The 22,491-nt window shown below is 39.9% G+C and carries 24 protein-coding genes; 14 read left to right on the top strand and 10 right to left on the bottom strand.

What is annotated here, in order from left to right; genetic code table 11:
• Window positions 1–2: 2 nt before the first annotated feature.
• Genes ACL8WY_RS17955 through ACL8WY_RS17940 form a run of 4 tightly spaced genes read right to left on the bottom strand, consistent with a single transcriptional unit; the run spans window position 3 to window position 3,585 of the window.
• Window positions 3–1,313 (bottom strand): NupC/NupG family nucleoside CNT transporter, encoded by a 1,311-nt coding sequence (locus ACL8WY_RS17955; protein WP_436516153.1) that lies wholly within the window; start codon window positions 1,311–1,313, stop codon window positions 3–5.
• A 1-nt stretch (window position 1,314) separates the two neighbouring features.
• Complete coding sequence (locus tag ACL8WY_RS17950; protein WP_436516152.1) at window positions 1,315–1,896, bottom strand: bifunctional nuclease domain-containing protein; 582 nt, start codon at window positions 1,894–1,896, stop codon at window positions 1,315–1,317.
• On the bottom strand, window positions 1,896–2,846 hold the full coding sequence (locus tag ACL8WY_RS17945) for an electron transfer flavoprotein subunit alpha/FixB family protein (RefSeq protein ID WP_436516151.1): 951 nt from the start codon (window positions 2,844–2,846) through the stop codon (window positions 1,896–1,898). Before ACL8WY_RS17945 ends, ACL8WY_RS17950 begins: the two co-directional genes overlap by 1 nt.
• 1 nt (window position 2,847) lies before the next feature.
• A complete protein-coding gene (locus tag ACL8WY_RS17940; RefSeq protein ID WP_436516150.1) occupies window positions 2,848–3,585 on the bottom strand; it encodes an electron transfer flavoprotein subunit beta/FixA family protein in 738 nt (245 codons plus the stop codon).
• A 634-nt stretch (window positions 3,586–4,219) separates the two neighbouring features.
• Between ACL8WY_RS17940 and ACL8WY_RS17935 the strand changes: the two genes are divergently transcribed.
• The 4 genes from ACL8WY_RS17935 to ACL8WY_RS17920 are packed head-to-tail and all read left to right on the top strand — an operon-like array spanning window position 4,220 to window position 7,787.
• Window positions 4,220–5,023, top strand: coding sequence for a helix-turn-helix domain-containing protein (locus tag ACL8WY_RS17935; RefSeq protein WP_436516149.1), 804 nt, complete (start codon window positions 4,220–4,222; stop codon window positions 5,021–5,023).
• 2 nt (window positions 5,024–5,025) lie between these two features.
• A complete protein-coding gene (locus ACL8WY_RS17930) occupies window positions 5,026–6,243 on the top strand; it encodes a serine hydrolase domain-containing protein (protein ID WP_436516148.1) in 1,218 nt (405 codons plus the stop codon).
• Between the two features lie 33 nt (window positions 6,244–6,276).
• Window positions 6,277–6,789: a hypothetical protein gene (locus tag ACL8WY_RS17925; RefSeq protein WP_436516147.1), complete on the top strand. Its 513-nt coding sequence runs from the start codon at window positions 6,277–6,279 to the stop codon at window positions 6,787–6,789.
• 26 nt (window positions 6,790–6,815) lie between these two features.
• Window positions 6,816–7,787, top strand: a complete 972-nt coding sequence (locus ACL8WY_RS17920) for a YpdA family putative bacillithiol disulfide reductase (protein WP_436516146.1) — start codon at window positions 6,816–6,818, stop codon at window positions 7,785–7,787.
• Here ACL8WY_RS17920 and ACL8WY_RS17915 read toward each other — a convergent pair.
• A complete protein-coding gene (locus ACL8WY_RS17915) occupies window positions 7,784–8,362 on the bottom strand; it encodes a DinB family protein (RefSeq protein WP_436516145.1) in 579 nt (192 codons plus the stop codon). The two genes, ACL8WY_RS17920 and ACL8WY_RS17915, sit on opposite strands and share 4 nt — an antisense overlap.
• Before the next feature lie 131 nt (window positions 8,363–8,493).
• On the opposite strand from ACL8WY_RS17915, the gene ACL8WY_RS17910 reads away from it, so the two are divergent.
• The 4 genes from ACL8WY_RS17910 (at window position 8,494) to ACL8WY_RS17895 (ending at window position 10,089) form a co-directional block, all read left to right on the top strand.
• The gene (locus tag ACL8WY_RS17910; RefSeq protein ID WP_436516144.1) at window positions 8,494–8,880 is read left to right on the top strand and encodes a hypothetical protein; all 387 of its coding nucleotides are present in this window, start codon (window positions 8,494–8,496) and stop codon (window positions 8,878–8,880) included.
• A gap of 24 nt (window positions 8,881–8,904) precedes the next feature.
• Window positions 8,905–9,228, top strand: coding sequence for a tetratricopeptide repeat protein (locus ACL8WY_RS17905; protein ID WP_436516143.1), 324 nt, complete (start codon window positions 8,905–8,907; stop codon window positions 9,226–9,228).
• Window positions 9,229–9,291: 63 nt separating this feature from the next.
• Window positions 9,292–9,450 (top strand): hypothetical protein, encoded by a 159-nt coding sequence (locus ACL8WY_RS17900; RefSeq protein WP_436516142.1) that lies wholly within the window; start codon window positions 9,292–9,294, stop codon window positions 9,448–9,450.
• A gap of 51 nt (window positions 9,451–9,501) precedes the next feature.
• The gene (locus ACL8WY_RS17895; RefSeq protein WP_436516141.1) at window positions 9,502–10,089 is read left to right on the top strand and encodes a YdeI/OmpD-associated family protein; all 588 of its coding nucleotides are present in this window, start codon (window positions 9,502–9,504) and stop codon (window positions 10,087–10,089) included.
• Between the two features lie 3 nt (window positions 10,090–10,092).
• Here ACL8WY_RS17895 and ACL8WY_RS17890 read toward each other — a convergent pair whose 3' ends face one another.
• Complete coding sequence (locus tag ACL8WY_RS17890; protein WP_436516140.1) at window positions 10,093–11,073, bottom strand: quinone oxidoreductase family protein; 981 nt, start codon at window positions 11,071–11,073, stop codon at window positions 10,093–10,095.
• 50 nt (window positions 11,074–11,123) lie between these two features.
• The gene (dnaB, locus tag ACL8WY_RS17885; RefSeq protein ID WP_436516139.1) at window positions 11,124–12,653 is read right to left on the bottom strand and encodes a replicative DNA helicase; all 1,530 of its coding nucleotides are present in this window, start codon (window positions 12,651–12,653) and stop codon (window positions 11,124–11,126) included.
• A gap of 167 nt (window positions 12,654–12,820) precedes the next feature.
• On the opposite strand from dnaB, the gene ACL8WY_RS17880 reads away from it, so the two are divergent.
• The 5 genes from ACL8WY_RS17880 to ACL8WY_RS17860 all read left to right on the top strand — a co-directional run bounded on the left by ACL8WY_RS17880 (window position 12,821) and on the right by ACL8WY_RS17860 (window position 17,653).
• The gene (locus ACL8WY_RS17880; RefSeq protein ID WP_436516138.1) at window positions 12,821–13,624 is read left to right on the top strand and encodes an exonuclease domain-containing protein; all 804 of its coding nucleotides are present in this window, start codon (window positions 12,821–12,823) and stop codon (window positions 13,622–13,624) included.
• Between the two features lie 89 nt (window positions 13,625–13,713).
• Window positions 13,714–14,505, top strand: a complete 792-nt coding sequence (locus ACL8WY_RS17875) for an ATP-binding cassette domain-containing protein (RefSeq protein ID WP_436516137.1) — start codon at window positions 13,714–13,716, stop codon at window positions 14,503–14,505.
• Complete coding sequence (locus ACL8WY_RS17870) at window positions 14,502–16,058, top strand: glycine betaine ABC transporter substrate-binding protein (RefSeq protein ID WP_436516136.1); 1,557 nt, start codon at window positions 14,502–14,504, stop codon at window positions 16,056–16,058. The genes ACL8WY_RS17875 and ACL8WY_RS17870 overlap by 4 nt, the downstream gene beginning before the upstream one ends.
• A 72-nt stretch (window positions 16,059–16,130) precedes the next feature.
• Complete coding sequence (locus ACL8WY_RS17865) at window positions 16,131–17,219, top strand: potassium channel family protein (RefSeq protein ID WP_436516135.1); 1,089 nt, start codon at window positions 16,131–16,133, stop codon at window positions 17,217–17,219.
• Window positions 17,216–17,653 carry a hypothetical protein gene (locus tag ACL8WY_RS17860; protein ID WP_436516134.1) on the top strand — a complete coding sequence of 146 codons (438 nt, stop codon included), beginning with the start codon at window positions 17,216–17,218 and terminating at the stop codon, window positions 17,651–17,653. The genes ACL8WY_RS17865 and ACL8WY_RS17860 overlap by 4 nt, the downstream gene beginning before the upstream one ends.
• 29 nt (window positions 17,654–17,682) lie before the next feature.
• Here the strand turns inward: ACL8WY_RS17860 and ACL8WY_RS17855 are convergent, their stop codons facing one another.
• Together ACL8WY_RS17855 and ACL8WY_RS17850 are read right to left on the bottom strand one after the other, a co-directional pair.
• Window positions 17,683–18,312 (bottom strand): GOLPH3/VPS74 family protein, encoded by a 630-nt coding sequence (locus tag ACL8WY_RS17855; RefSeq protein WP_436516133.1) that lies wholly within the window; start codon window positions 18,310–18,312, stop codon window positions 17,683–17,685.
• 79 nt (window positions 18,313–18,391) lie between these two features.
• Entirely contained in the window at window positions 18,392–19,675 is a 1,284-nt protein-coding gene (locus ACL8WY_RS17850; protein WP_436516132.1) for a cation:proton antiporter, read from the bottom strand.
• Window positions 19,676–19,806: 131 nt separating this feature from the next.
• Here ACL8WY_RS17850 and ACL8WY_RS17845 point away from each other — a divergent pair, with 131 nt between their 5' ends.
• On the top strand, window positions 19,807–21,141 hold the full coding sequence (locus tag ACL8WY_RS17845) for a D-alanyl-D-alanine carboxypeptidase (RefSeq protein WP_436516130.1): 1,335 nt from the start codon (window positions 19,807–19,809) through the stop codon (window positions 21,139–21,141).
• On the opposite strand, the gene ACL8WY_RS17840 is transcribed toward ACL8WY_RS17845, so the two are convergent.
• Window positions 21,135–22,490, bottom strand: coding sequence for a TolC family protein (locus tag ACL8WY_RS17840; protein ID WP_436516129.1), 1,356 nt, complete (start codon window positions 22,488–22,490; stop codon window positions 21,135–21,137). The two genes, ACL8WY_RS17845 and ACL8WY_RS17840, sit on opposite strands and share 7 nt — an antisense overlap.
• Between the last annotated feature and the right edge of the window lies 1 nt (window position 22,491).

Below are 22,491 nucleotides of genomic sequence, written 5' to 3'. Positions count from 1 at the left end.
TTTTATCCAAATAGTGCTCCTGCAATGGTTGCAGTCATCATAGTTGCCAATGTTGCAGCTACTAAAGCTCTCAAGCCTAGTTTCGAAAGGTCAGCTTGTCTCTCTGGTGCCATTCCACCAATTCCACCAATTTGAATTGCTATTGAGCTAAAATTCGCAAATCCGCATAGTGCATACGTAGAAATGATGATGGATTTGTTGGAAAGCAATCCCGCAGATTTCATATCGGCTAGGCTTAGATATGCAACAAACTCATTTATTACCGTTTTTTGACCTAATAAACTCCCCACTTTAACAGTTTCAGACCATTCTACCCCCATAATAAATGCAAAAATTCTGAAAACTTGTCCAAGAATATATTGGAGTGAAAATCCGTCAAAGGCACCATCTGTGGACTGAATTACAAATTCATTCAAGCCTGTCCACTCACCAATTCCATCCACAAGAATCCAGTTAAGAGCAAAAATAACCGCGATAAAGGCCAATAGCATTCCTGCTATATTTAATGCAAGCTTTACACCGTCAGATGCTCCACTCGCAAGTGCATCAACAAGGTTAACGCCAATGTTTTCCTTATTTACTTTCAGGCTACTATCAATTTTTTCCGGTTCATTTTCAGGTAGAAATATCTTAGCCATTACGATTGCTGCAGGAGCATTCATGATTGAGGCACTCAATAGGTAAGTAGCGAAAATTTGCTGTTGTTCAGGATCTCCTCCTCCCAAAAAGGAAACATAAGCGCCAAGCACACTACCAGCAATTGTGGCCATTCCTCCTGTCATCAAGCAGTTCAGCTCTGATTTGGTCATTTTACCAATAAATGGTCTTACCAATAATGGCGCTTCCGTTTGACCGAGAAATATATTTCCAGCAGCAGATAAGCTTTCTGCTCCGGATAATCTCATAGTTTTTGCCATCAGCCAGGCGAATCCATAAACGATTTTCTGAAGTAGACCAAGATAATACAATCCTGCGGTGACAGCTGAGAAGAAAATGACTGTAGGAAGGGCTTGAAATACAAATAGAAAACCCAGGTTATGTTTAGCATCAATCGCATCGCTGTTTTTAGCTAAATCCCCGTAAAGAAACTCCGCTCCTTTCAGACCAAAGTTTAGAAACTTGACAAAACCAGCGCTAACCAAGGAAAATAGTTGATTGATGAAGTCTACATTAGCTATCATTAAACCAATCACCACTTGAATAGCAATACCGATTCCAACCAGTCTGAAATCAACTTGCCTTCTATTGCCGGAAAGTGCCCATGCAATGGCCACCAGTCCGATCAACCCAGCTATTCCTCTCAGGTATTCCATGTTAGTTGCGCTTGTTTAGCACATCCCGAATTCGGGCAGCCTTCTCATAGTCTTCTCTATCTAAGGCATCAGTAAGCAGTTTTTCTAGCTCACTTGAAGATAGGTCTTCAATGCTTTTGTTTTCTGACTTGGCAGGTTCGGCTTGAGCTATCTCTTCCTCGTATTCATCTGTCAATACAATCCCTGCTTCTGTCATGATATTTTCGTTGGTATAAAAGTCAACATTAAAACGGAGGCCAATAGCTATGGCATCAGATGGACGTGAATCTATTTCAAACACTTTCCCGTTGTGTTCACAGATAATTCGAGCAAAGAATACACCTTCCTTTAAATCTGAGATGTAAACTTCTTTTACATCGATATCAAAGTTGTGCGAAAAGGCCTTGAAAAGGTCGTGAGTCATCGGACGATTAGGGACAATCTTCTCAATCTCAATTGCAATCGCTTGAGCTTCAAACATACCTATTATGATGGGTAATCGTCTATTACCATCTGACTCGCCTAGAACGAGTGCGAAAGAGCCTGATTGGGACTGACTCGAAGACAGCCCCAATATCTCTAGCTTTATTTTATCATCGGCCATTAACCCTGCGCCTTCTTAATTGCTTCTGTAAGTTTTGGAACCACATCAAAGGCATCTCCTACAACACCATAATCAGCAGCTTTGAAAAAAGGTGCTTCTGAATCTTTATTGATCACAAGGATGTATTTTGACGAGTTTACTCCAGCTAAATGCTGAATTGCTCCTGAGATTCCAATAGCAATATACAGAGACGGACTTACTTTGATGCCTGTTTGGCCTACGTGTTCGTGGTGAGGCCTCCAGTCCATATCCGAAACCGGTTTACTACATCCTGTTGCAGCTCCTAATGTTTTTGCTAAATCCTCAATCATTCCCCAGTTTTCAGGACCTTTTAGCCCTCTACCTCCGGAAACAACCAAATCAGCTTCTGGTAGCAATATGTCACCTTCAGCCTTTTCAACTTTGATGGTTTTCACAGTAAAATCTGTGTCATTTGTGGTTGGACTAAATGAAACAACCTCGGCTGATCCTCCATCTTCTTTGATTGCAATCGCATTTTTCTTGATAATGATAATCTTCTTATCTCCTTCTAGACTTGTGTTAGCGAATGCTTTTCCCGTGTAAATGCTTTTCTTAACTGAATAACCACCAGCTGAATCAGGCAAGTCTGCTACGTTGGATGCAAGTGCAGCATCAACTTTGATTGATACTCTTGCTGATACCGGGTCTCCTAATGAGCTCTTTGCTAAGACAAGAAGGTCGGAGCCTTCTTGATTCATTGCCTCGGCAATTGCTGAAGCATAGGCCATAATATTAGGAGTAGCTAGTTTTTCATCAGTGACATGAAGCACTTTGCTGGCTCCGGCCTTTCCTATCTCATCCATATCTGAAACTGGGCCAAATACGATTGCTGTGACATCACCACCAGCAGCCTGCGCATAGCTGACAGCTTCCAGAGATGATTTTTTTACTTTTCCTTCGTCGGTTTCTACAAATGCTAGTGCTGCCATCTTATATAACTTTTGCTTCGTTTTTCAATAAATTAACTAGTTCATCCATGTTTTCAGGATCTATCAACTTCACATCTCCTTTTGCAGGTGGCAATTCAAATTTGCTAACCTTGGTATTGGCCGCATCTGCTGTTGGATCTTTTACTTCCAATGGCTTGGTACGCGCACTCATTATTCCTCTCATATTTGGAATTTTCCACTCAGCAATAGGCTCTTGACAGCCTGCCACAAATGGAAGTGGTAACTCCATGTATTCTTTTCCTCCTTCTATCTCCCTGGAAATTTTAGCAGAATCTCCTTCTATATCCAAGGTCATCACTGGAGAAACAGAAGGAATGCCCAATAGCTCTCCTACCATACCGTGCACCTGACCTCCGTTAAAATCAATTGACTCTCTACCCATCAGTATCAAATCATAACCTCCATCCTTAGCGACCGCTGCGATTTGTTTTGCAACAAACAAACCATCTTCAGGAAAAGCATTTATCCGAATGGCATCATCTGCTCCGATTGCTAAGGCTTTTCTAATTGTAGGTTCAGTTTCAGCTTCACCAACGTTTAGTACGGTAATACTCCCACCTGACTGCTCTTTCAACTCCACAGCTCTGGCTAAAGCATAATCATCGTAAGGTCCTATTATGAATTGAACTCCGTTTTTATCAAACTTCGTATCTCCATCAGTAAATGCAATGCGCGAAGTGGTATCCGGCACATGCGTAATACAAACTAATATTTTCATTTATCTATCGAGTGTTTTTTATAAGAAACAACCAAGAAGCGAAACGGTTCAACTCCTTATTTTTTTGAACCTCGAAGTTAGTAATTATGGTGAATTTGGGAAGCTTTAAATCCAGCCTTTTCCTGAATTTTCAAAAGCCATTTTCTTTAACAACCTTTTATTTATTGCAGATCTCTGTGTGAAAATACTTTCTCCTGTAATGGTTTTAGCTCTCAAACAAGCGTCGAAAAGATTTGACCCTTTTAGGTTTTCATTATCCAAAAATCGTATAGCTAAGTACTAAAAACTTGAATTTCTTTAATAATAGTACTTTAAAATCCTTATAATCATTGGTTTAATATTTACTTATTAAAGTAAAAAATTAATTAATGGAGAACTCTGAAAGTCATTTACACTCTTAAAGCTTTGTAAATGAAGGCGGTGCGATAGCGGAATACCAAGAATTATCAACTTAAAAAAAAGTATCGATTATGTAAGATTTATGCTATTAATTAACGGCTTTCAGAATAGTGCTATAGCTGATAATCTGTTCTATCATAATATGACGGGTAAATGACGGGTATATTGCTGTGAGTTTTCTTGTGGAGCGTATACCATTGTGCCTAGAATTGCTCCAAAAAAAAGAATGGAAGACATGAGACAACCTGAACTTGGTAAACGATTGACTGAGCTAAGACAACAAAAAAGTCTTACTCAGGAAGAGCTTGTAGAAGCTTGCAATGTTAGCGTTCGAACGATACAGCGCATTGAGTCGGGAGAAGTGACACCCAGAACATCTACAATCAAAATCTTGCTATCCGCATTGAATGAAGATTTTGAAAACTTCAAAAACACCGTTGAAGCCAATAAATCAGGCAATTATCTTAGATCATTAGAGATATGGCTTCAGATTGCTTGGATTTCAGGAATAGCCTACTTCGTTTTGGGTTTTTTAGATGCTGTGCTCGAATATGCAAGGTTTGAGAACTTCTATGAGGTAGAAGAAATACCCTTCTATATCACTTCAAAAGTATTTTACTTCATTTTCTACACCTTTTTTCTATTCGGCTTTGTAAAGCTTGGAGATTACTTCTCCAACTATCTCCTCAAAATCGCTTCTTTTCTTCTTGTTGGTTTATTCGCTGTATGGACCTTCTTTGACATCTTCACGATTTACTACGATATGAGTGAAGCAAACCTTATAACTTTGGGAGCAGGTGAATCTATTTCCTATGGGGCGTTGACCATCGTTTTCGGTATTGGTCTAATGAGGCTTCAAGATGGAATGGGGCAATTGGCTAAAATTGCCGGTATTCTGGAGATTGTATCGGGATTCTTCTTTGCTGTTGTCATCTTATTCTTTCTTGGGTACATGATGCTGGTTCCAGCGACTATCATTGAAATCATCCTTCTCTACAAGGGTTTCGAATTTGTTAAATCAGAACGACTAAAAGTATAACCATGAAAAAGTCTCTTTGCATACTCGGACTCATTGGTCTGGGATCGGTTATCTATGGGCTTTTTCAACCAGTTTTCGACTATTCTTTTGGCTGGGAAACTCTTCCAAATGAAGTTTTCGAGACAAATTTTGAAGGTATCGAGCATGAAAAATATCTCTCAGAGATTACAAGATCAAAGCACATCACGGACAGCATACACCACTCAAGCAAATCGCCTTCAATCTCTGTTGCCGCAATGATCAACGGCAGAATCGTGTGGACCTATGCCGTGGGATTTCAGAGCCTGACCAGAATGATTCCGGCTGATACCAATACGCAGTATCGCATTGGGAGTACCTCAAAAGCGCTGACTTCTTTGGGATTGGGCAAGCTAATCCAAGAGGGAAAAGTGAATCCAGATTCATCTATTCAATTCTATACCGGCCGCTTCGACAGTAAACCCAACATCTCTATTCGTCAACTCGCATCGCATCAATCAGGAATTCGAAACTATGGTGTGTGTTTTTGCTTTCCAATTTGGGAATATTACAGAAACAAACAGTTTGAAAGCATTGAAGAAAGTGTATTGGAGTTTGAGTCAGATGAATTGCAATTCAAATCAGGGACTAATTTCGCTTATAGCTCATTCAATTTTACCGCGCTTAGCTTAGCGATGGAAAATGTTTCATCCGAAGGGTTCCTTCGCTACATGCAAGGGGAAGTATTCCAACCCTTACATATGAACAAAACCAGTCCGGATTACAAGGACCTTAGATCTCCGACCAAAGCTGTGCCTTATGAAGTACAGGGTCGAATGTATCGAGAATCATTTGCCGTAAACCTTAGTAATAAATGGGCAGGAGGTGGATTCATGTCTACACCTTCTGACTTGGTTCGAGCGGGAAGTGCACTTTTTAATAACAGTTTTTTGAATTTGCAGACCATTGAACTTATTACTTCTCCACAGCGATTAAGCGATGGCTCGATCAATGAACAAAACTATGCGTTGGGCTGGCGTCATGGTTTTTCAAAACGATATTTTAAAGGTCTTCAAGAGGTCGAAGTTATACATCATGGTGGAATGGCACTGGGAGGGCAAGCACTTTTAGTGGTTTACCCAGAGTATAAGCTAGTGATTGCATTGACGATGAACAAAGGTGATGAAGAAGGGAATTTTCAATTATTTGACTTTGTTACTCCAATTGGAGAGTTATTTATCTCAAAACTGATCGATAAATGATTCATCGTATAGATTTGCGAAAAACTCATTGTAATGAAAAACAAGTTCAAATCAGGCCTACTCACTCTTGGTGTTATTTCAATTATTCTTATTAGCTCATGTAGTAGTGATGCTGAAACAAGTCCTTCCTTTTCTTTTATCGATCAAAATCTTCAGGGAACCATTGATGGGATAAGCTTTACCAGTAAAGGAGGCTTTTACAGCGAGTTTTCTCAAGAAGAGGAAATATTAATGAGAATTTACGATAGCACAGAGAGCGGCGAAATCTGCGATATCTCCAGCAATGAGTCAGTGTTAGTTTCGGTAATGCTATCGAAAAAGGTTGGGGTGTATGATTTATCATTTAATGTAAGTCCCCCGGACGCAATTACCGTCAATTTGGTCAATCCTAATTCAGGCGATGGATTCCCTTCTAATAGTATAGCTATGGTTGGAGCTGTAGAAATCTTGACCGTTTCAGAGACTGAAGTAACAGGACGTATGGATGCAACATTTGATATCGGAAACACGGTGAATGGTAATTTCACAGTAATTTCATGCAATTAGAATTAACAAAAGCCACCTCCAAATAAATGAGTGAAGTTGTAGATGTTTTGATCATAGGTGCAGGTCCTATTGGTCTTGCTAGCGGCATAGAAGCAAAAAAGACTGGTCTCTCATATGTCATTGTAGATAAAGGTTGTTTGGTGAATTCACTGTATCACTATCCGAGCAATATGACATTCTTTTCAACTTCAGACAGACTGGAAATTGGAGAGGTGCCTTTCATTTCTCATAATCCAAAACCAACCAGATCTGAAGCGTTGGAATATTATCGCCGTGTTGCCTCCTCGTGGAAGCTAAATACAAGACTTTATGAACAAATTGAGCATGTAAACAAGCAAAATGATGTCTTTGAGATTAAGTCGAGCAAGCAAACCTACCTTGCAAACAATCTTATCATTGCAACAGGGTTTTATGACCTCCCCTACTTGCTGAATGTCCCCGGCGAGGATTCACCTAAAGTAAAGCACTACTACGATGAACCCCATCCATATTATGACATGAACGTGATAGTAGTTGGTGCGGCTAATTCTTCAGTTGATGTTGCGCTTGAAGTTTACCGAAAGGGTGCTAAAAGTGTAACAATGGTCATTCGAGAGGAAGAGATTAATCCAAGAGTTAAATATTGGGTTCGTCCGGATATTGACAATCGAATTAAAGAAGGCTCCATTAAAGCATACTTCAACAGCAACATCACTCACATTAATAAGCTTGAGGTGCAAGTAAATACTCCTGAAGGAGACATAACCATTCCAAATGATTTTGTGCTTGCCATGACAGGTTATCAGCCCGATTTTTCATTTCTTGAAAGTATTGGAATTCAGATAGGTAATGATGAATTTAAAACGCCTATTTATGATGAAAAAACAATGGAGACAAACGTATCGGGAGCTTACCTTGCAGGCGTTATTTGCGGAGGATTGAAAACCAACGCCTGGTTTATTGAGAACTCCAGAGAACATGCCGAACTTATTATCAATCACATTATAAGCGAAGCTTAATTTTTCACCTTACCACTAAGCACACTGATGTTTTGATTGTAAGGATTTCCATTTGTACGTCTGATTGAAATGATCTGTCCCACATGATTGATTGCGTCAGCGATTGGCCCATTGAGTAAGTTCCAAAATGGAAATTCACTGCCAGAAGAAAAGATCATATCATACCTCTCTAAATCCTCAGCGAAAGAACTCTTTAGCTTTACGCTTGACTTACGTATGTTTTCAAGTGTCAGAGATCGTTTTTCTTCATATGTCATCCCACCCAATTCAATACCAGCAAAAGGCCTCTCATTGACAGCCTCCAAAAGTATCTGAGTCAAAACAACAACGTGATCGATGGTTTCTTCAATGGTTCTGGCTTCCTCACTTGGTCTAAAGGCTAAGTCTGCGGGCCTTAGTCCTTCGGTCGCCCAATAATATCTAAAGCCTAATCCATCGACAACTCTGGCAGCAACGGTACCTTCCGAATATTTTTCAGGGACATCAGGAATCTCATAATAGAAATCGTCAGGGTTACCCTGTCCACTTACAGTATAAATCGTAGCAAAGAAGAGCAAAGAGCAAATAAATTTCATGCGATAAACTTAAAGCAACTCTATGAGATTTAATGTGATGAATAAGAATGAATAAAAATGTTTTTCTAAATGATCCGCTGTGAATAATATTATTGATTTTGTATATTCACAAACAACTTATTTGCGCCACCATGAACTTCATTTCACCAGATCTAGATATTCAAATTGTAAAAAACACTGACACCAATAATGACTGTTTATATTTCAAGTTTAAAGGGAAATTTAGTCAGGCAACCTCCAAGGCAGGTTCAAATGCCTGGTCTAACTACATAGGGGAAAATCCGACCGGATCATTTGAATTTGTTTGGGACTGTTCTGATATGACAGGTTTTGAGCTTCAGGCGAGAAAAGAATGGTATAATGCTATCCAAAGGCACAAAGATCAAATCTTTAAAGTTTATGTTATTTCAGATAAGCTTATGATTCGAAGTGCTGCAAAGGTGATGCTTCAGCTCTTTGGCATTTCTTCTGAAATAAGCCGTACAGATGAACAGCTTCCTAAAGCGATTCGCAGGTAAGTTTAGCATTGCTAAATTCGCACTATGAATGCGGCCAGAATCGAATTATTGAAAAAGTACATAGCGGAAGAACCCTCCAACCCTTTCAATAAATATGCGCTGGCGATGGAATATTACGAAGTAGAACCCAGCAAGTCACTTGCATTGCTTCAAGCCATTTTAAGCGAGCATCCCGAATACCTACCCTCATATTTCAAGGCAGCACACTTACTCTGGGAGGAGGAGCTTTGGAAAAAGGCAGATGCCGTTTTCCAAAAAGGAATTGCCTTAGCTAATGATCAAAGTGATCAAAAGGCACTTGGTGAATTGAAGTCTGCTTATCAGAATTTTCAGATTGATAAAGATTAAAATATCTGAACAATTGCCATTGCTATTGGTTAAGCATTTATAAATCAATTCGACAAGAACAGTATGGAAATATTGATAATAGGGATTTTAACTATAGCTATTGCATTGGTTGTATGGGTAACGAGCTCATTTAATCAGTTCAAAAAGATGAACAACAATCCTGAGGAATTTCAAGAAAGAAGAACCTTCAAATCTATGAGCGACGGTTCAGAAGAACTGTAAATTCCATCTTACAAAAGATTATGTTTTGAAATGATTGGCTAATTTCAAAACATGAAAATGGCCAATTCACCTCACGAATATTTCGAGTCTGTCCCAGATCATTTAGATATTCTGAAAAAACTTCAATTCATCCTTCTTTCCACAGAGCTAGAAGAAAAAATGAAATGGGGTATCCCAACTTATTGTTTGAAAAACAAAAATGTAGTCGGTATTGGTGCTTTTAAAGCTTATGTCGGTATCTGGTTTTTTAACGGGGTATTTCTTCAAGACAAAGCTGATGTCCTTATCAATGCTCAAGAAGGTAAGACTAAAGGTTTGCGGCAATGGAGATTTGAATCCATTGACGATATAGATGATAAGCTGGTGCTCTCCTACATCAATGAAGCCATTCAAAATCAAAAGGACGGCAAAGAGCTGAAGCCAGAAAAAAAGCCACTGACTATCCCTGATGTATTGAAAGAAGCTCTAGCCTCTGACAGTCAACTTTCAGAAACGTTCGAATCGCTTTCACACTCTTGCAAAAGGGAGTATGCAGAATACATTGAGGAGGCCAAAAGAGCAGAGACCAAGCAAAAACGTCTGGATAAAATTATACCAATGATTATGGACAAAGTCGGGCTTAACGATAAATACAAATAAAATTTAGAAGCGGATCACAATCTTGCCAAATGAATCAGGATCCATAAATCTATCAAATGCCTGAAGGTAATTACTCAATTCAAATACCTTGTCGACAGTAGGTTTGATCTGGTTTTTATTAACATATTCTACCATCTCAACAAACTCCTGATCACTACCCATAGTGGATCCCATGATTTGCGCTTGTGACCAGAATAATCGAAATACATCAAGTTTCTCAGGATGTCCTGTGGTACTTCCATACATCACAATCCGCCCAGCCGGCTTGATGACTTTTAAGTAATTATTCAATTGATTACCTCCTGCACTATCGATGATAGAATCGAATCCTCCTACATCTGCAGCAGACTTAAACCACTTTTCGTCTCGATAATTAAATCCCTCTTTCACGCCCATCTTTTTCACTTTCTCAATCTTCTCATCACTGCCACTGGTTACATATACTTCGGCTCCACTGAAAACTGCAAAAGCAATGGCAAATTGGCTTACTCCACCTCCGGCACCCGTAACAAGTACCCTTTTCCCCGCTTTTGATGCTCCTTTTTTGATTGTAGCTCTAAATGCAGTAAGTCCAGCAAGAGGTAAAGCCGCTGCTTCTTCATCAGTCAAATGTGATGGTTTTTCATGCAATCGATGAGCGGGTACCTTGATGTGTTCTGCTAGAGTTCCATTAGTCGGCATGCCAAGTACGGAGTATTGGTCAGACTGAACTTCAGGGTTATCTCCCCAATCTACATTGGGATTGATGATTACTTCTTTTCCTACCCACTCATTCGGACCATTTTCAACGATCCCACAGCCATCCGATCCAAGAACAGTTCCTGGCTTAATCCCCGGATACATACCTTTTCTTATCCATTGATCTCTTCGATTTAGAGCCGCAGCTTTTAGTTTGATCAGACACTCGTCTCCCGAGATTTCCGGTTTTGTCAACGAGGTTAATTGAATGGGTTCTGATTCTTGAGTAATAGTGACTGCTTGCATGGTTGATGTAGCGATCTGATTTAGAATTAATTATGTATTTCGGCTAATTATTAGAAAGGAGTCTCATCATCTCCTTCTCCCTCGTCGTTGGCTTTGCTTGGTAATGTGATAGTAAAGTCAGAGTTGGATGGACCTGAGGATGGAAATGATCCAAAGCCATTCCCTTGATCGCCATCCCAGTCTGTAAACTTCGTGAACTTGCCAATGAATTTAAGATTGACAGTGTCGAGGGATCCATTTCTGTGCTTGGCAATAATTACTTCTCCAAGTCCTTGCAAAGGCATACCAGACTCATCGGTATCTAGACCGTAGTATTCTGGTCGATAAAGGAACATTACCATATCTGCATCTTGCTCTATCGATCCTGATTCTCTCAAATCTGAAAGTTGAGGACGCTTATCTCCTCCTCTGGTTTCCACTGCCCTGCTCAACTGAGAAAGTGCTAATACAGGTACTTCTAGTTCCTTGGCAATTCCTTTTAGAGCTCTTGATATGGAAGCAATCTCTTGTTCCCTATTTCCACCTCCTTTACTACTGTCACCACTCATTAGCTGTAAATAATCAATGATGATAAGCTTCACACCATGTTGTGCAGCGAGTCTTCGACATTTGGCACGAAGCTCCAGAATACTCAGGGCTGGTGTATCATCTATGAAGATTGGCGCTTCGGACAGTTTTCGGGTCTTGTGGATCATCTGCTCCCACTCATAGTCGGCCAGATCTCCTTTCTTAATTTTTTCACTTGGCAACTCTGCTTCTGCAGAAATCAAACGATTGACCAGTTGAACAGAAGACATCTCCAGCGAGAAGATGGCTACTGGTGTATTGAAGTCAATGGCTGCATTTCGAAGTGCAGAAACCACGAATGCCGTTTTACCCATACCTGGCCTTGCAGCAATAATGACTAGATCTGAAGGCTGCCAACCTGATGTGACTCTGTCCAATGCAGAAAACCCACTAGGCACTCCGGTCAAACCATCCTTACGGTCTTTTCTTATTTGAATCTCGTCGATTGCCTGATGCATCAGCGAGCTCATTTTATCGTAATTTTTTCGAATGTGTGATTCCGACACATCGAAAAGTGATTGCTCTGCTCGGTCCAATAACTTGAAGACGTCTATTGTGTCTTCATATGCATCTTTTTGAATCTCTGACGAAATTCGAATCAATTCGCGCTTGATCGATTGCTCGGCTATGATTCTTGCGTGATACTCAATGTTTGCAGCGGAGTTTACTTTCGTGGTGAGCTCAGCGACAAAATGTGCACCACCAACGACTTCCAGTTTTGCTTCTTTTCGAAGTTGGTGTGTGACCGTCTTTATATCTATAGGCTGGCTATCGTTAAACAGTGAAACAATCGCAGCATAAATTTCCTGATGGGAATCTTTGTAGAAGCTTTTGGAATGTAAAATATCAATCACATTGGAGAGTGCATCACGCTCCAGCATCAATGCACCCAAAACTGCTTCTTCGATTTCAACTGCCTGAGGTGGAAGTTTGCCTAAGTGTTCAGTGACGGTAGAAAGACCAATTCGACGGCTTTTTGCAGATGTAGTAGATGATTGCTTGGCTCCTTCCATTCAGGGTGTTATTAATTAGGTTTTGATTGGTCATGCAAACTTAGCTTGACACCACTCACCAAACGCTTTAGTATTCCACATTTTCTCCCCACTTATCCACAACGAATTTTTAGTCCCTTTGGTGCTTTATACTATCTTTGATCTCTTACCTTTTTAAACACATCATTTTGTTCAAACTGAATCTTAAAAATCCCTTGGTAGTCTTCGATCTGGAAACTACTGGAACTACAATTTCGCAGGACCGAATCGTTGAAATGGCCATGGTAAAAATTATGCCGGATGGGTCAGTTGAGGAAAAATGTCGTAAGATCAATCCTACGATTCCAATTCCGCATGAAACAAGTCTGATTCATGGAATTTATGATGAAGATGTAAAAGATGAACCAACGTTTGCACAGGTTGCTAAATCATTAGCTCAATACCTAGAGGGTTGTGACTTGTCCGGCTTCAATGTATTAGGCTTTGATGTTCCCATGTTAGTAGAAGAGTTTCTACGAGCTAACGTGGATTTTGATACCGAGCAACGAAAGATTGTAGATGCACAAAAAATCTTCCATTTAATGGAGAAGCGAAACCTGACTGCTGCCTATAAATTCTACTGTGGCAAAGATTTAGAAAATGCCCACAGTGCGCTGGCCGATACAAAAGCAACACATGAAGTTTTGGTCTCTCAGATTGAAAAGTACGAAGGACAGGATGCCTTTGACATGCTTGGTAAAAAACTGGCTACCATCGAAAATGACATGGAAGTTCTCCATGATCTCACCACCTCGTCCCGTGTAGACTTTGCCGGACGAATGATTTATAAGGACGGTAAAGAAGTCTTCAATTTTGGCAAGCATCGAGGAAAACTAGTGACTGAGATTCTTCAGAAAGAACCTAGTTTCTACGACTGGATGATGAAAGGAGACTTCCCGCTCGATACAAAGCGGAAACTCACCAAAATCAAGTTAAGAGGGTTTAATCAGTAGATTGATTAAGTTTAAGATAGGTAAAAACTATCCTTATCGAATCTCTAAAACTAACAGATATCCATAAGTCATATGGCGAAAAGCCTGTCTTGAAAGGTATTTCGCTTGAGATTCAATCTTCAGAAACGATTGTTCTTTTAGGACCTAGCGGATGTGGCAAAACAACTCTGCTCAAACTCATCAATCGGTTGATCGAGCCTGATTCCGGCATGATTGAAATTGGTGGAAAATCCAATACGTCTGTTGAAAAGCACATCCTCCGCAGAAATATTGGTTATGTCATTCAGGATGTGGGTCTGCTACCCCATTTGACAATCAAACAGAACATTTCATTGGTAAATCAAATTGATGAGAAGTCGCTTTCTCCTGATAAGCTCAACGAGTTGATGGAATTGACCGGACTCGCAATGGATCTACTCTCCAAGTTTCCATATCAGCTAAGCGGTGGTCAACAGCAACGAGTTGGCATAGCTCGAGCCTTAGCTAATGATCCTGACTTGATATTGATGGATGAACCATTCAGCGCTTTGGACAATATCACACGAAATGAATTGCAGGATGATTTCCTCAGTATTCCACTTTTGAAGGGGAAGACTATTATTATGGTTACCCATGACGTCCAGGAAGCTTTTAAAATAGGTGATCGAATTGTCCTGTTGGATAAAGGCAAAATTCAACAAATCGGCACCCCTTCGGAACTACTGTCCCAGCCAGCAAATGATTTTGTGAGCTCATTCCTGCAAAAGGATCGGCTGGTTTTATTCTTACAAAATCAGAAGATTGATAATAAATCAGTTATAGAATTCCTGAAGGATGAGGACGTAACCAAAAAGGAAAAGCAAAATAGATTGGCTGAAATCCTAGGCACTTATCACCTATGAGTTTGTGGGAGTTTATCATATCACATTGGAATGAAGTGGTGGATCAGACGGTTCAACATTTAAAGCTCACCATTGTTTCGATGTTGATTGCTTCGGTGATTGGCATCCTAATTGGTATCTTAATTACGCGAATAGAAAAGATCGCATCGGTCACACTGGGATTCGTAGGTGTTATTCAAACCATTCCGAGCCTTGCACTACTTGGCTTCCTTTTACCAATCGTAGGTATTGGAACCACTCCGGCAATAATAGCACTGTTTCTCTATGCCCTATTACCCATCGTGAGAAACACTTATACAGGAATAAAAGGAATAGAACCATCGATCAAGGAAGCGTCAGTAGGAATGGGTATGACACAGGCACAATTGATGAGGTTTGTTGAGCTACCACTCGCCTTTCCAATTATTCTTGCAGGTATCCGTACTTCCGCTGTAATAAACGTAGGAGTAGCTACACTTTGTGCGCTAATCGCGGCAGGAGGCCTTGGAGAGTTTATTTTTCGCGGCATTTCATTGAACAACACAAACATGATCCTTGCGGGAGCTATTCCGGCATCCCTCCTGGCTTTAGCACTTGATGCTTTGCTGGGTTTGATTCAGCGATTTTATAAACAGAAATCACTTTGGGTAAGTATTATAGGCTTGGGCTTTGTTTTTCTTGTTTTAAGTTTTTTTACACCTAAAACTGATTCCTCCCAACTTGTTGCAGGTTTTAATTCTGAATTTATAGAGCGAGCCGATGGATTTGTCGGTTTGGATTCTGTTTATGACCTCCCAATGGAAGTTAAGGAAATGGAAATTGCGCTAATGTATCGAGCACTTTATGAAGAAGATGTGGATGTCATTGATGGGTTCAGTACCGACGGTAGAATCAAAGAATTCAATCTAAAACTGCTGAATGATGATAAACGATACTTTCCTCCGTACCATGCAGTTCCGCTTATCAATGGAATCACTTTGTCTCGCTATCCTGATCTTATTAAATGCTTCAATGAAATAACCGGAGCAATGAGTGATTCTTTAATGGCCACTTTGAATTATGAGGTCGACGGAAAGAAACGTGCATTGAATTTAGTGGCCAATGATTATTTAAAGACAATCAATATTTACGCGAATCCGAACGCAGGCTCATCGGATTCGCCTGACATCATCATTGGATCAAAAGCATTTACCGAAAATTTTCTACTTGCTCATATTTTTGCTCAGCTGATTGAAAATAAAACCAAGCTAAAGACCAAGCTTCAATTAGGTTTTGGTGGCACCAAGTTGGTCTTTGACGCGCTAAGATTAGGAGAAATTGATATCTACCCTGAATATACCGGAACGGCATACCTGGTACTCCTAAAGAAAAAACCCAGCGATATTAGCAATTTCAACGATCCCCAAATGTTACTAGACACCATCACAGCTGAGTTAGAAGATCTGCATAACATTCAAGTGCTTTCTCCACTTGGGTTTAATAACACTTTTGCTTTGATGATGAGGCGCGATCATGCAGATTCTCTTGAAATTTCTACAATCAGCGAATTATCTGATTATCTTAGAAAAGAATAATGTATGATGATCACCCAAATTTCAGAATCAAAAAACATCTTTAATATGTTATATTTGATTTTTACCTAGCCTATGCCTACTACCTTTAAAAAGAACGCTAGCCTTCGCTTATTTCTGCTGGTTACACTGGTCATTATTGTCTACTTGACATTGGTATGGCTTCTTGTGTTTGTGGAAAAAGATAGCGATCAGTCTGCGCTGAACAACTATTCAAATGCTTTCTGGTATTCGCTGGTAACACTAACCACGGTGGGTTATGGAGACATCTTCCCGGCCACCGTCTACGGTCGTTATATATCCCTCATTTTTATACTTACCAGTATTGGTATTTTCGGTATTTTAATTGGACAACTTACTACGCTTATGACAACAATTAAGGAAAACAAAAAGCTTGGCTACTCCGGAACCAACTTTAGTAATCATGCAGTCATTATTGGCTGGAATGAATTCGGATGGCATGTCGTGGATCAGCTCGTGGGTGTTGGCAGGCGCGTGGCTGTGATTACAAATAAAAAAGATGATGTAGATCTCATACGTGAGAAGTACAATTCTAAAAACGTATTTGTACTCTTTAGTGACTACAATAATCACGAAATGATCAAGAAATCAAATATTGATGAAGCTACCATTGTATTTGTCAATATGCTCGATGATACAGACAAGCTGGTTTATGTTTTGAACCTCAAAAAGGTGTTTCCTGAAACTGAATTTGTAGTTACTTTAGAGAATGGTGATTTGAAAAACACTTTTCTATCTGCAGGTGTGAGTAACACTATCTCCACACAAGAAATATCATCTAAACTTTTGGCTTCTTACATGTTTGAGCCCGATGTTGCTACATATAGTGAGTCAATTTTGTCGTACGCAAAATCAGACAGTGATTACGACATCAAGCAATTATTGATTACTCCTAACAATCCATACAATGGCAAAGCGTATCAAGATGTATTTTTCGATTTAAAAAAGCGATATAATTCTGTTCTAATCGGGATAACCAAGCGGGATAAATTCGGACAAAAGAAATTGATTAAAAACCCTTTAGGTGATCTCAAAATCCACTCGGGTGACTATTTAATCATCATTCTAAATGGTAAGGCATTTAAACTACTCAAGCGCGTGTTTGGTGTGGAAGAAGGCACAGTAAAAGACAGAAATAAATGAAGAAGCTAACATTTATCTGGGTGCTATTCCTACTTCTTGGTTGTCAAAATCGGGATATTAATGAAGGTGAAGAATTTCGTCCAAGGGCAGTAAAGGATAGCTTTGAAGATACCCATTTCACGATGGTTGAAGTAGATGGTGTGGAATATATTTTAACCGAACGAGACAACAATAACCCGCATGAAGGTTTCGGATTCATGGCTTTTCGTGCAAATAAGCTAATGGAGAAACAGGATACAATAATATCCTATCTGAGAACCATGTCCTACTTTCAAAATAAGATGTACGCTCGGATGTACGGCATCCCGGAAGATTCCGGACAAGCTGAATTTGAATCTAAACTTTTGGAATTCTTAGCCACCGAGAATAAAGAGCTAACAGAATTGGAAAGGGTCGATTTGGTAAACACCAAAAATGGGGATGAAGAGGAGTAATTAGAATTACTCCTCCGCACTAAAGTAATTTACCTGCCAAAATAAGATTTTAGCTCTCGGAGTGCATTCGCAAGCTCAGCTTCAACTCCGGATCGTTCTACGATTTCTTTACCAACTTTCTCTGCATCTATCAACTCATCTTTGTCTTTGAATACTTCATCTAAGATGTTGCAATCATCGATGATTGAGAATAAAACTGTGAATGCAGGAGAAGGCTTTGCGCTTTTAAAAACGATAGCCTTGAGGTTATTTCTAATCTCTTGCTCAAAGGCATAGTTGGCATTATCCATTCGGTCAGAAAGTGGAATCCAAAGCAGTTTTGTTTCCTCTTTTTTTAGAATTCCTCGCTGAACAAGAAGTGCATTAAGGTCTTCCTGGATGTCTTTGAACTTACCGGATAGCGTTTTGATTTGATCAATCAACCCAGGACCTGTTTGTAATTTCTTCAATACATTGTCAAGTATTCCGTTACCAGTTCCAATAGTATCTACTACAGAAATACTGCCGCCATCAAGTTTAATTTTCTTGAGAAGATACAATTCCAGAATACATGCCGATATTACACCTGGCACAACAGTTTTCTCTGCAGCTGCTAAAATTCGTCCTTCCTCGTCATCTAAAGCGATTAGATAAAATCCTTCAGCGATACTTAATTTCATAGTTGGTTATTTTTAAAAATGCAATATTCCTCAATCAGCGAATTTCATAAATTTTACTGAAAAGAGAACAGCCAAAAGACTATTTTTTCAATAGGGCTCCTATCGTCAATCCTTGAACTAAAATTGAAAATACTACTACACAGTATGTAGTGAATAATATTGTATCCTTTACATGATCAGGAAAGGCAAGATCAGTAAGTGATAGAGCAAGTGCCACGGAGATTCCTCCACGCAAACCTCCCCATGTTAGAATTTGAATTGTTTTTGGTTCAAATGTCCTGAATCGCCTCATAGCCGTGATTGGAATACTTACACCCAGGAATCTTGCAGTCAACACAATGACAATTCCAATTCCTCCGATAGCCAGGTTGCTCATAGTAAATGACTCTGCAATGACTAGCATTTCGAGTCCGATAAGTATAAACAAAATCGCATTCAAAGCTTCATCAAGCAAGTGCCAGAACTTAAACACGTATTCACCAGTAGCATTTGCAAGTTTTTCATCTCTTCCCTGATTTCCAATGAATAGCCCCATCACTACCATTGCCAAAGGAGCTGATACGTGAATTATCGATGACAGTCGTCCTCCAACCATTACAAGGGTTAACGTGACCAATACCTCCAGCTCTACGTGATCATTATCGATAAAGTCAAGCAACTTAAACCCGATAAATCCAAATACTGCTCCAAGCAACAAACCACCAAAGACCTCTACACTAAATAGCGTAGCAACACTCATAACAGTAATTTCATCAGAACCATGGCCTCCTTCATCATGTATTCCGGCATGGTGCTTTGCAATTCCTAAAATGGTTAAAAATATCACCACACCTACACCATCATTGAATAGTGATTCTCCAGCTATTTTGATTTCTAATTTTTTTGAAAGTCCGAATTGTTTGGTCAGGGCTAACACTGCGATTGGGTCTGTAGGAGAAATCAGAGCTCCGAACAACAAGCAGTATATCAAGTCAATTTCAAATCCTAAAATGAATGGGAAAATTTTAAATACTAAAAAACCGACCAGAAAGGTAGACATCAGGGTACCGATTGTGGCCAGTATTACGACTGGCACACGCTCTTCTATCAGCTTGTTTAGGTTAGTAGACAGTGCTCCTGCAAACAAGAGAAAGTTGAGCATCACATTCATTAGTACTTCCTCAAAGTCAAATTCTGCAATTATATGCTCGGCTCCTTCCGTAATGGAAGGGACAAAATATCCCAATATCAAGATGGTAACCGACATGGTTAATGCGATGAACATCAATCCAATGGTCGATGGAAGTTTCAATACCGTAATGTTAATTAGAGTAAACGCGGCGGCAAGAAAAATAAGAAGCGTGATTAATTCTAAAATACTCATTGGTTCAGCGGTAGAAGTTTCTTTTGGATTAGATTAGTGAGAGCAAAATAAATAAATTAAGAGTACGAAAAAAATAGTGCTCTATGAGCGGAAAAATAGCTCGAAAAATGCTTAAGTCACCTATTTAACCTATGATTCAGTATTATTTCTTTCATTGTATTCGCCATAAATCATTTTCAAAGTCCATATTGCTTATACTGGTCTTAATTATTGGCAGTTGTGCAAGCGTAAAGCAGCTGGCTGTAGAAACTGACACTGAAAGGTTATTAAAACAGTCTGAGGTCTTTTCAAATCAGTTTACTGGATTCAGCTTGTTCGATGTTGAAACCAACAAATATATAGCTGGTTTTAACTCTACATTGAAATTCACTCCGGCATCAAACACGAAGTTGTTAACGATGTATGCAGCCTTGAAGACGTTTACAGATTCACTTCCTTCCATCGTTTATCAAGAAATGGATTCAGGTGTATTAGTGTATCCAATCGGAGATCCTACATTTTTATATAAGCCATTCGAAACTCAAAAGACCTTCGATTTCCTGAATCAGCAAGATGCCATATCAGTTGTGTGGCCGGAGGAGGACCCAATTCCTTTTGGTTCAGGCTGGGCATGGGATGACTACATCTATAACTTCCAACCCCAACGTTCCTGGTGGCCGATATACGGCAACACAGTTAGTATAAAAAAAGTGAATGACTCTCTTTCAATCACTCCTCCCTTTTTTGAGGAATATGTGGAGGTGCTTGAGCAAACAAAGCCTGGTGAATTGGTCGACCGGGAGCTAAACTACAATGTATTCAAAGCCTATCTGGAAAGTGACACCTCAGATTTTGAACGAATAATTCCTTTCGAGTATTCAAAGGAACTTTTGTTTCACTTGCTGAAGGATACGATGCAATCTGAAATCAACTGGTCTATAGTTTCTTTCACTGACCCAGACACTTTGTTTTCACAACCTATAGATACCGTTTTGGCCAGAATGATGAAACCAAGTGACAATTTTTTATCTGAACAACTGTTGCTAATGGCTGCTAGAAAACATGGCTATAAAGAGATAAAACCTTTTATCAATGCGGTGAAAGATACTTGGCTGATCAGCCTCAATGATCTGGTTTGGGTAGATGGATCCGGTCTGTCTCGCTACAACCTCATAGCACCTGTAGACCAGGTTCGCTTGCTCAAGATGTGTCTGGATGAGTTTGGCTGGGAGCGACTTACCTCCATCCTGCCAACTGGTGGACAGGGCACACTCGAGGAAAGATATCTTCCGAATGAGTATCAACCACCTTTCATATTTGCAAAAACAGGCACCCTCAGCAACAACCACAATTTAAGTGGCTATTTGATTACGCGCTCAGGCAAGCGAATGATCTTTTCGCTCATGAGCAATCATTACACTCGACCAACGGATGAGGTAAAGGATGCCATGGAGCAGTTTCTGATTGAAGTTAGAAACGCTTATTGATTGTATTCCCGGATCAATCCTCCAGTAAGCCTCATGAGCTCTATCTTCGAATTGATCAGGTTGTAAGTAGCTTGAAGCTTTAGAATAGATGAGGACAGATAATTGTTTTGCACATCTCGATAGTCAAATGAGTTGATGCTTCCATTTTTATATTTCTCTTCAGACAAATCAAGGTTTGTTTTGGCTGCAGTCTCACGTCTGGAATTAATAGCGAAAAGCTGACGTCTGATATTGTATCTATCAAGAGCGGTGAGCAAATCTCGATCCAATGAATTTTCTAACTGATCTACTCTCAGCTCCCCTATTCGCTCATTCACAACTGCATTCTTAATGGCGCGTTTAATCCGACCACCATTGAACAATGTGTATGAAAGTGTGAAGTTGGCGGTGTAATTATCCGTAACACTATTTAATCGAGTATCTGGCCCACCTGAAAATCCACTTCCTGTAAAAAAGATAGCCTCAGAAAGGTCCAGGCTATTTCTATTCTCTGAAAATGAGGCGTTTAACGATAGTGTCGGATATCGATCGGCCGTGCTCAGTTTTGTAGCCTGGCCAAGCAGTGTTTGTGTGATATACTGCTTTTGCAAGTCTACATTTTCTTTAAGCATCTGCCCTCGCAAATCCTGATAAGTATACTGCTCATCCGGAATGATCAACGAATCAGAAAAAGTATAGGTCTTGGCTACATTTTCTTCTGCAAGCAATACATTCAAGTCACGAATGGCATTTCTGTACACCAACTGCTGATTGATGAAGTTGATGGAGTCGGTCAGGTAATTACCTTCTTCCAACAATACATCTGTTGTAACCGCACCTCCCAGATCTGATTTGATTTTTATATAGTCATACTTATCACGAGATAGTGCCAGCTGCTTTCGGAACTCTTCCAAACGCTCCTGCTCCAATACCGCGAGGTAATAACCCAGGATGATGCTTTGAAGTGTATTGGCTACCACAATAGATGCATTGCCGTCGGTTTCTGCTTGAAGCAACTCCAGTCTTTTCTTGGTGATATTCACGCGGAATCCATCAAAAATGGTCCAGTTCACATTTACAGCCGGGTTCAACTGGTTGGATAATGTTTGCCCTTGTGTAGCTGTAGGAAATGCCACTTTTACATTATCTGTGAGGTTGTTGTTCTGATTTACATTTAATGTAATCGTTGGCCATCTTCCGGCTTCTCCCCAGTTATTGTTGTTCTGAGCCACTTCCAAATTGCCTTGCTCAATCTGTATTCCGTAGTTGCGCTGAAGCCCAATCTGGATCGCATCAGAAAGCGAAAGAGACTCCTGACTGTTTGCCTGAAAAAGGCATAGTATTCCAAGTGAAAAAATGAGTTTCTTCATG

The organism is Ekhidna algicida (assembly GCF_051379705.1).
In the GTDB taxonomy this organism is placed as follows: Bacteria; Bacteroidota; Bacteroidia; order Cytophagales; family Cyclobacteriaceae; genus Ekhidna.
The sequence above is the reverse complement of the archived record's forward strand: the minus strand, read 5'-3'. Positions and strand labels throughout refer to the sequence as shown.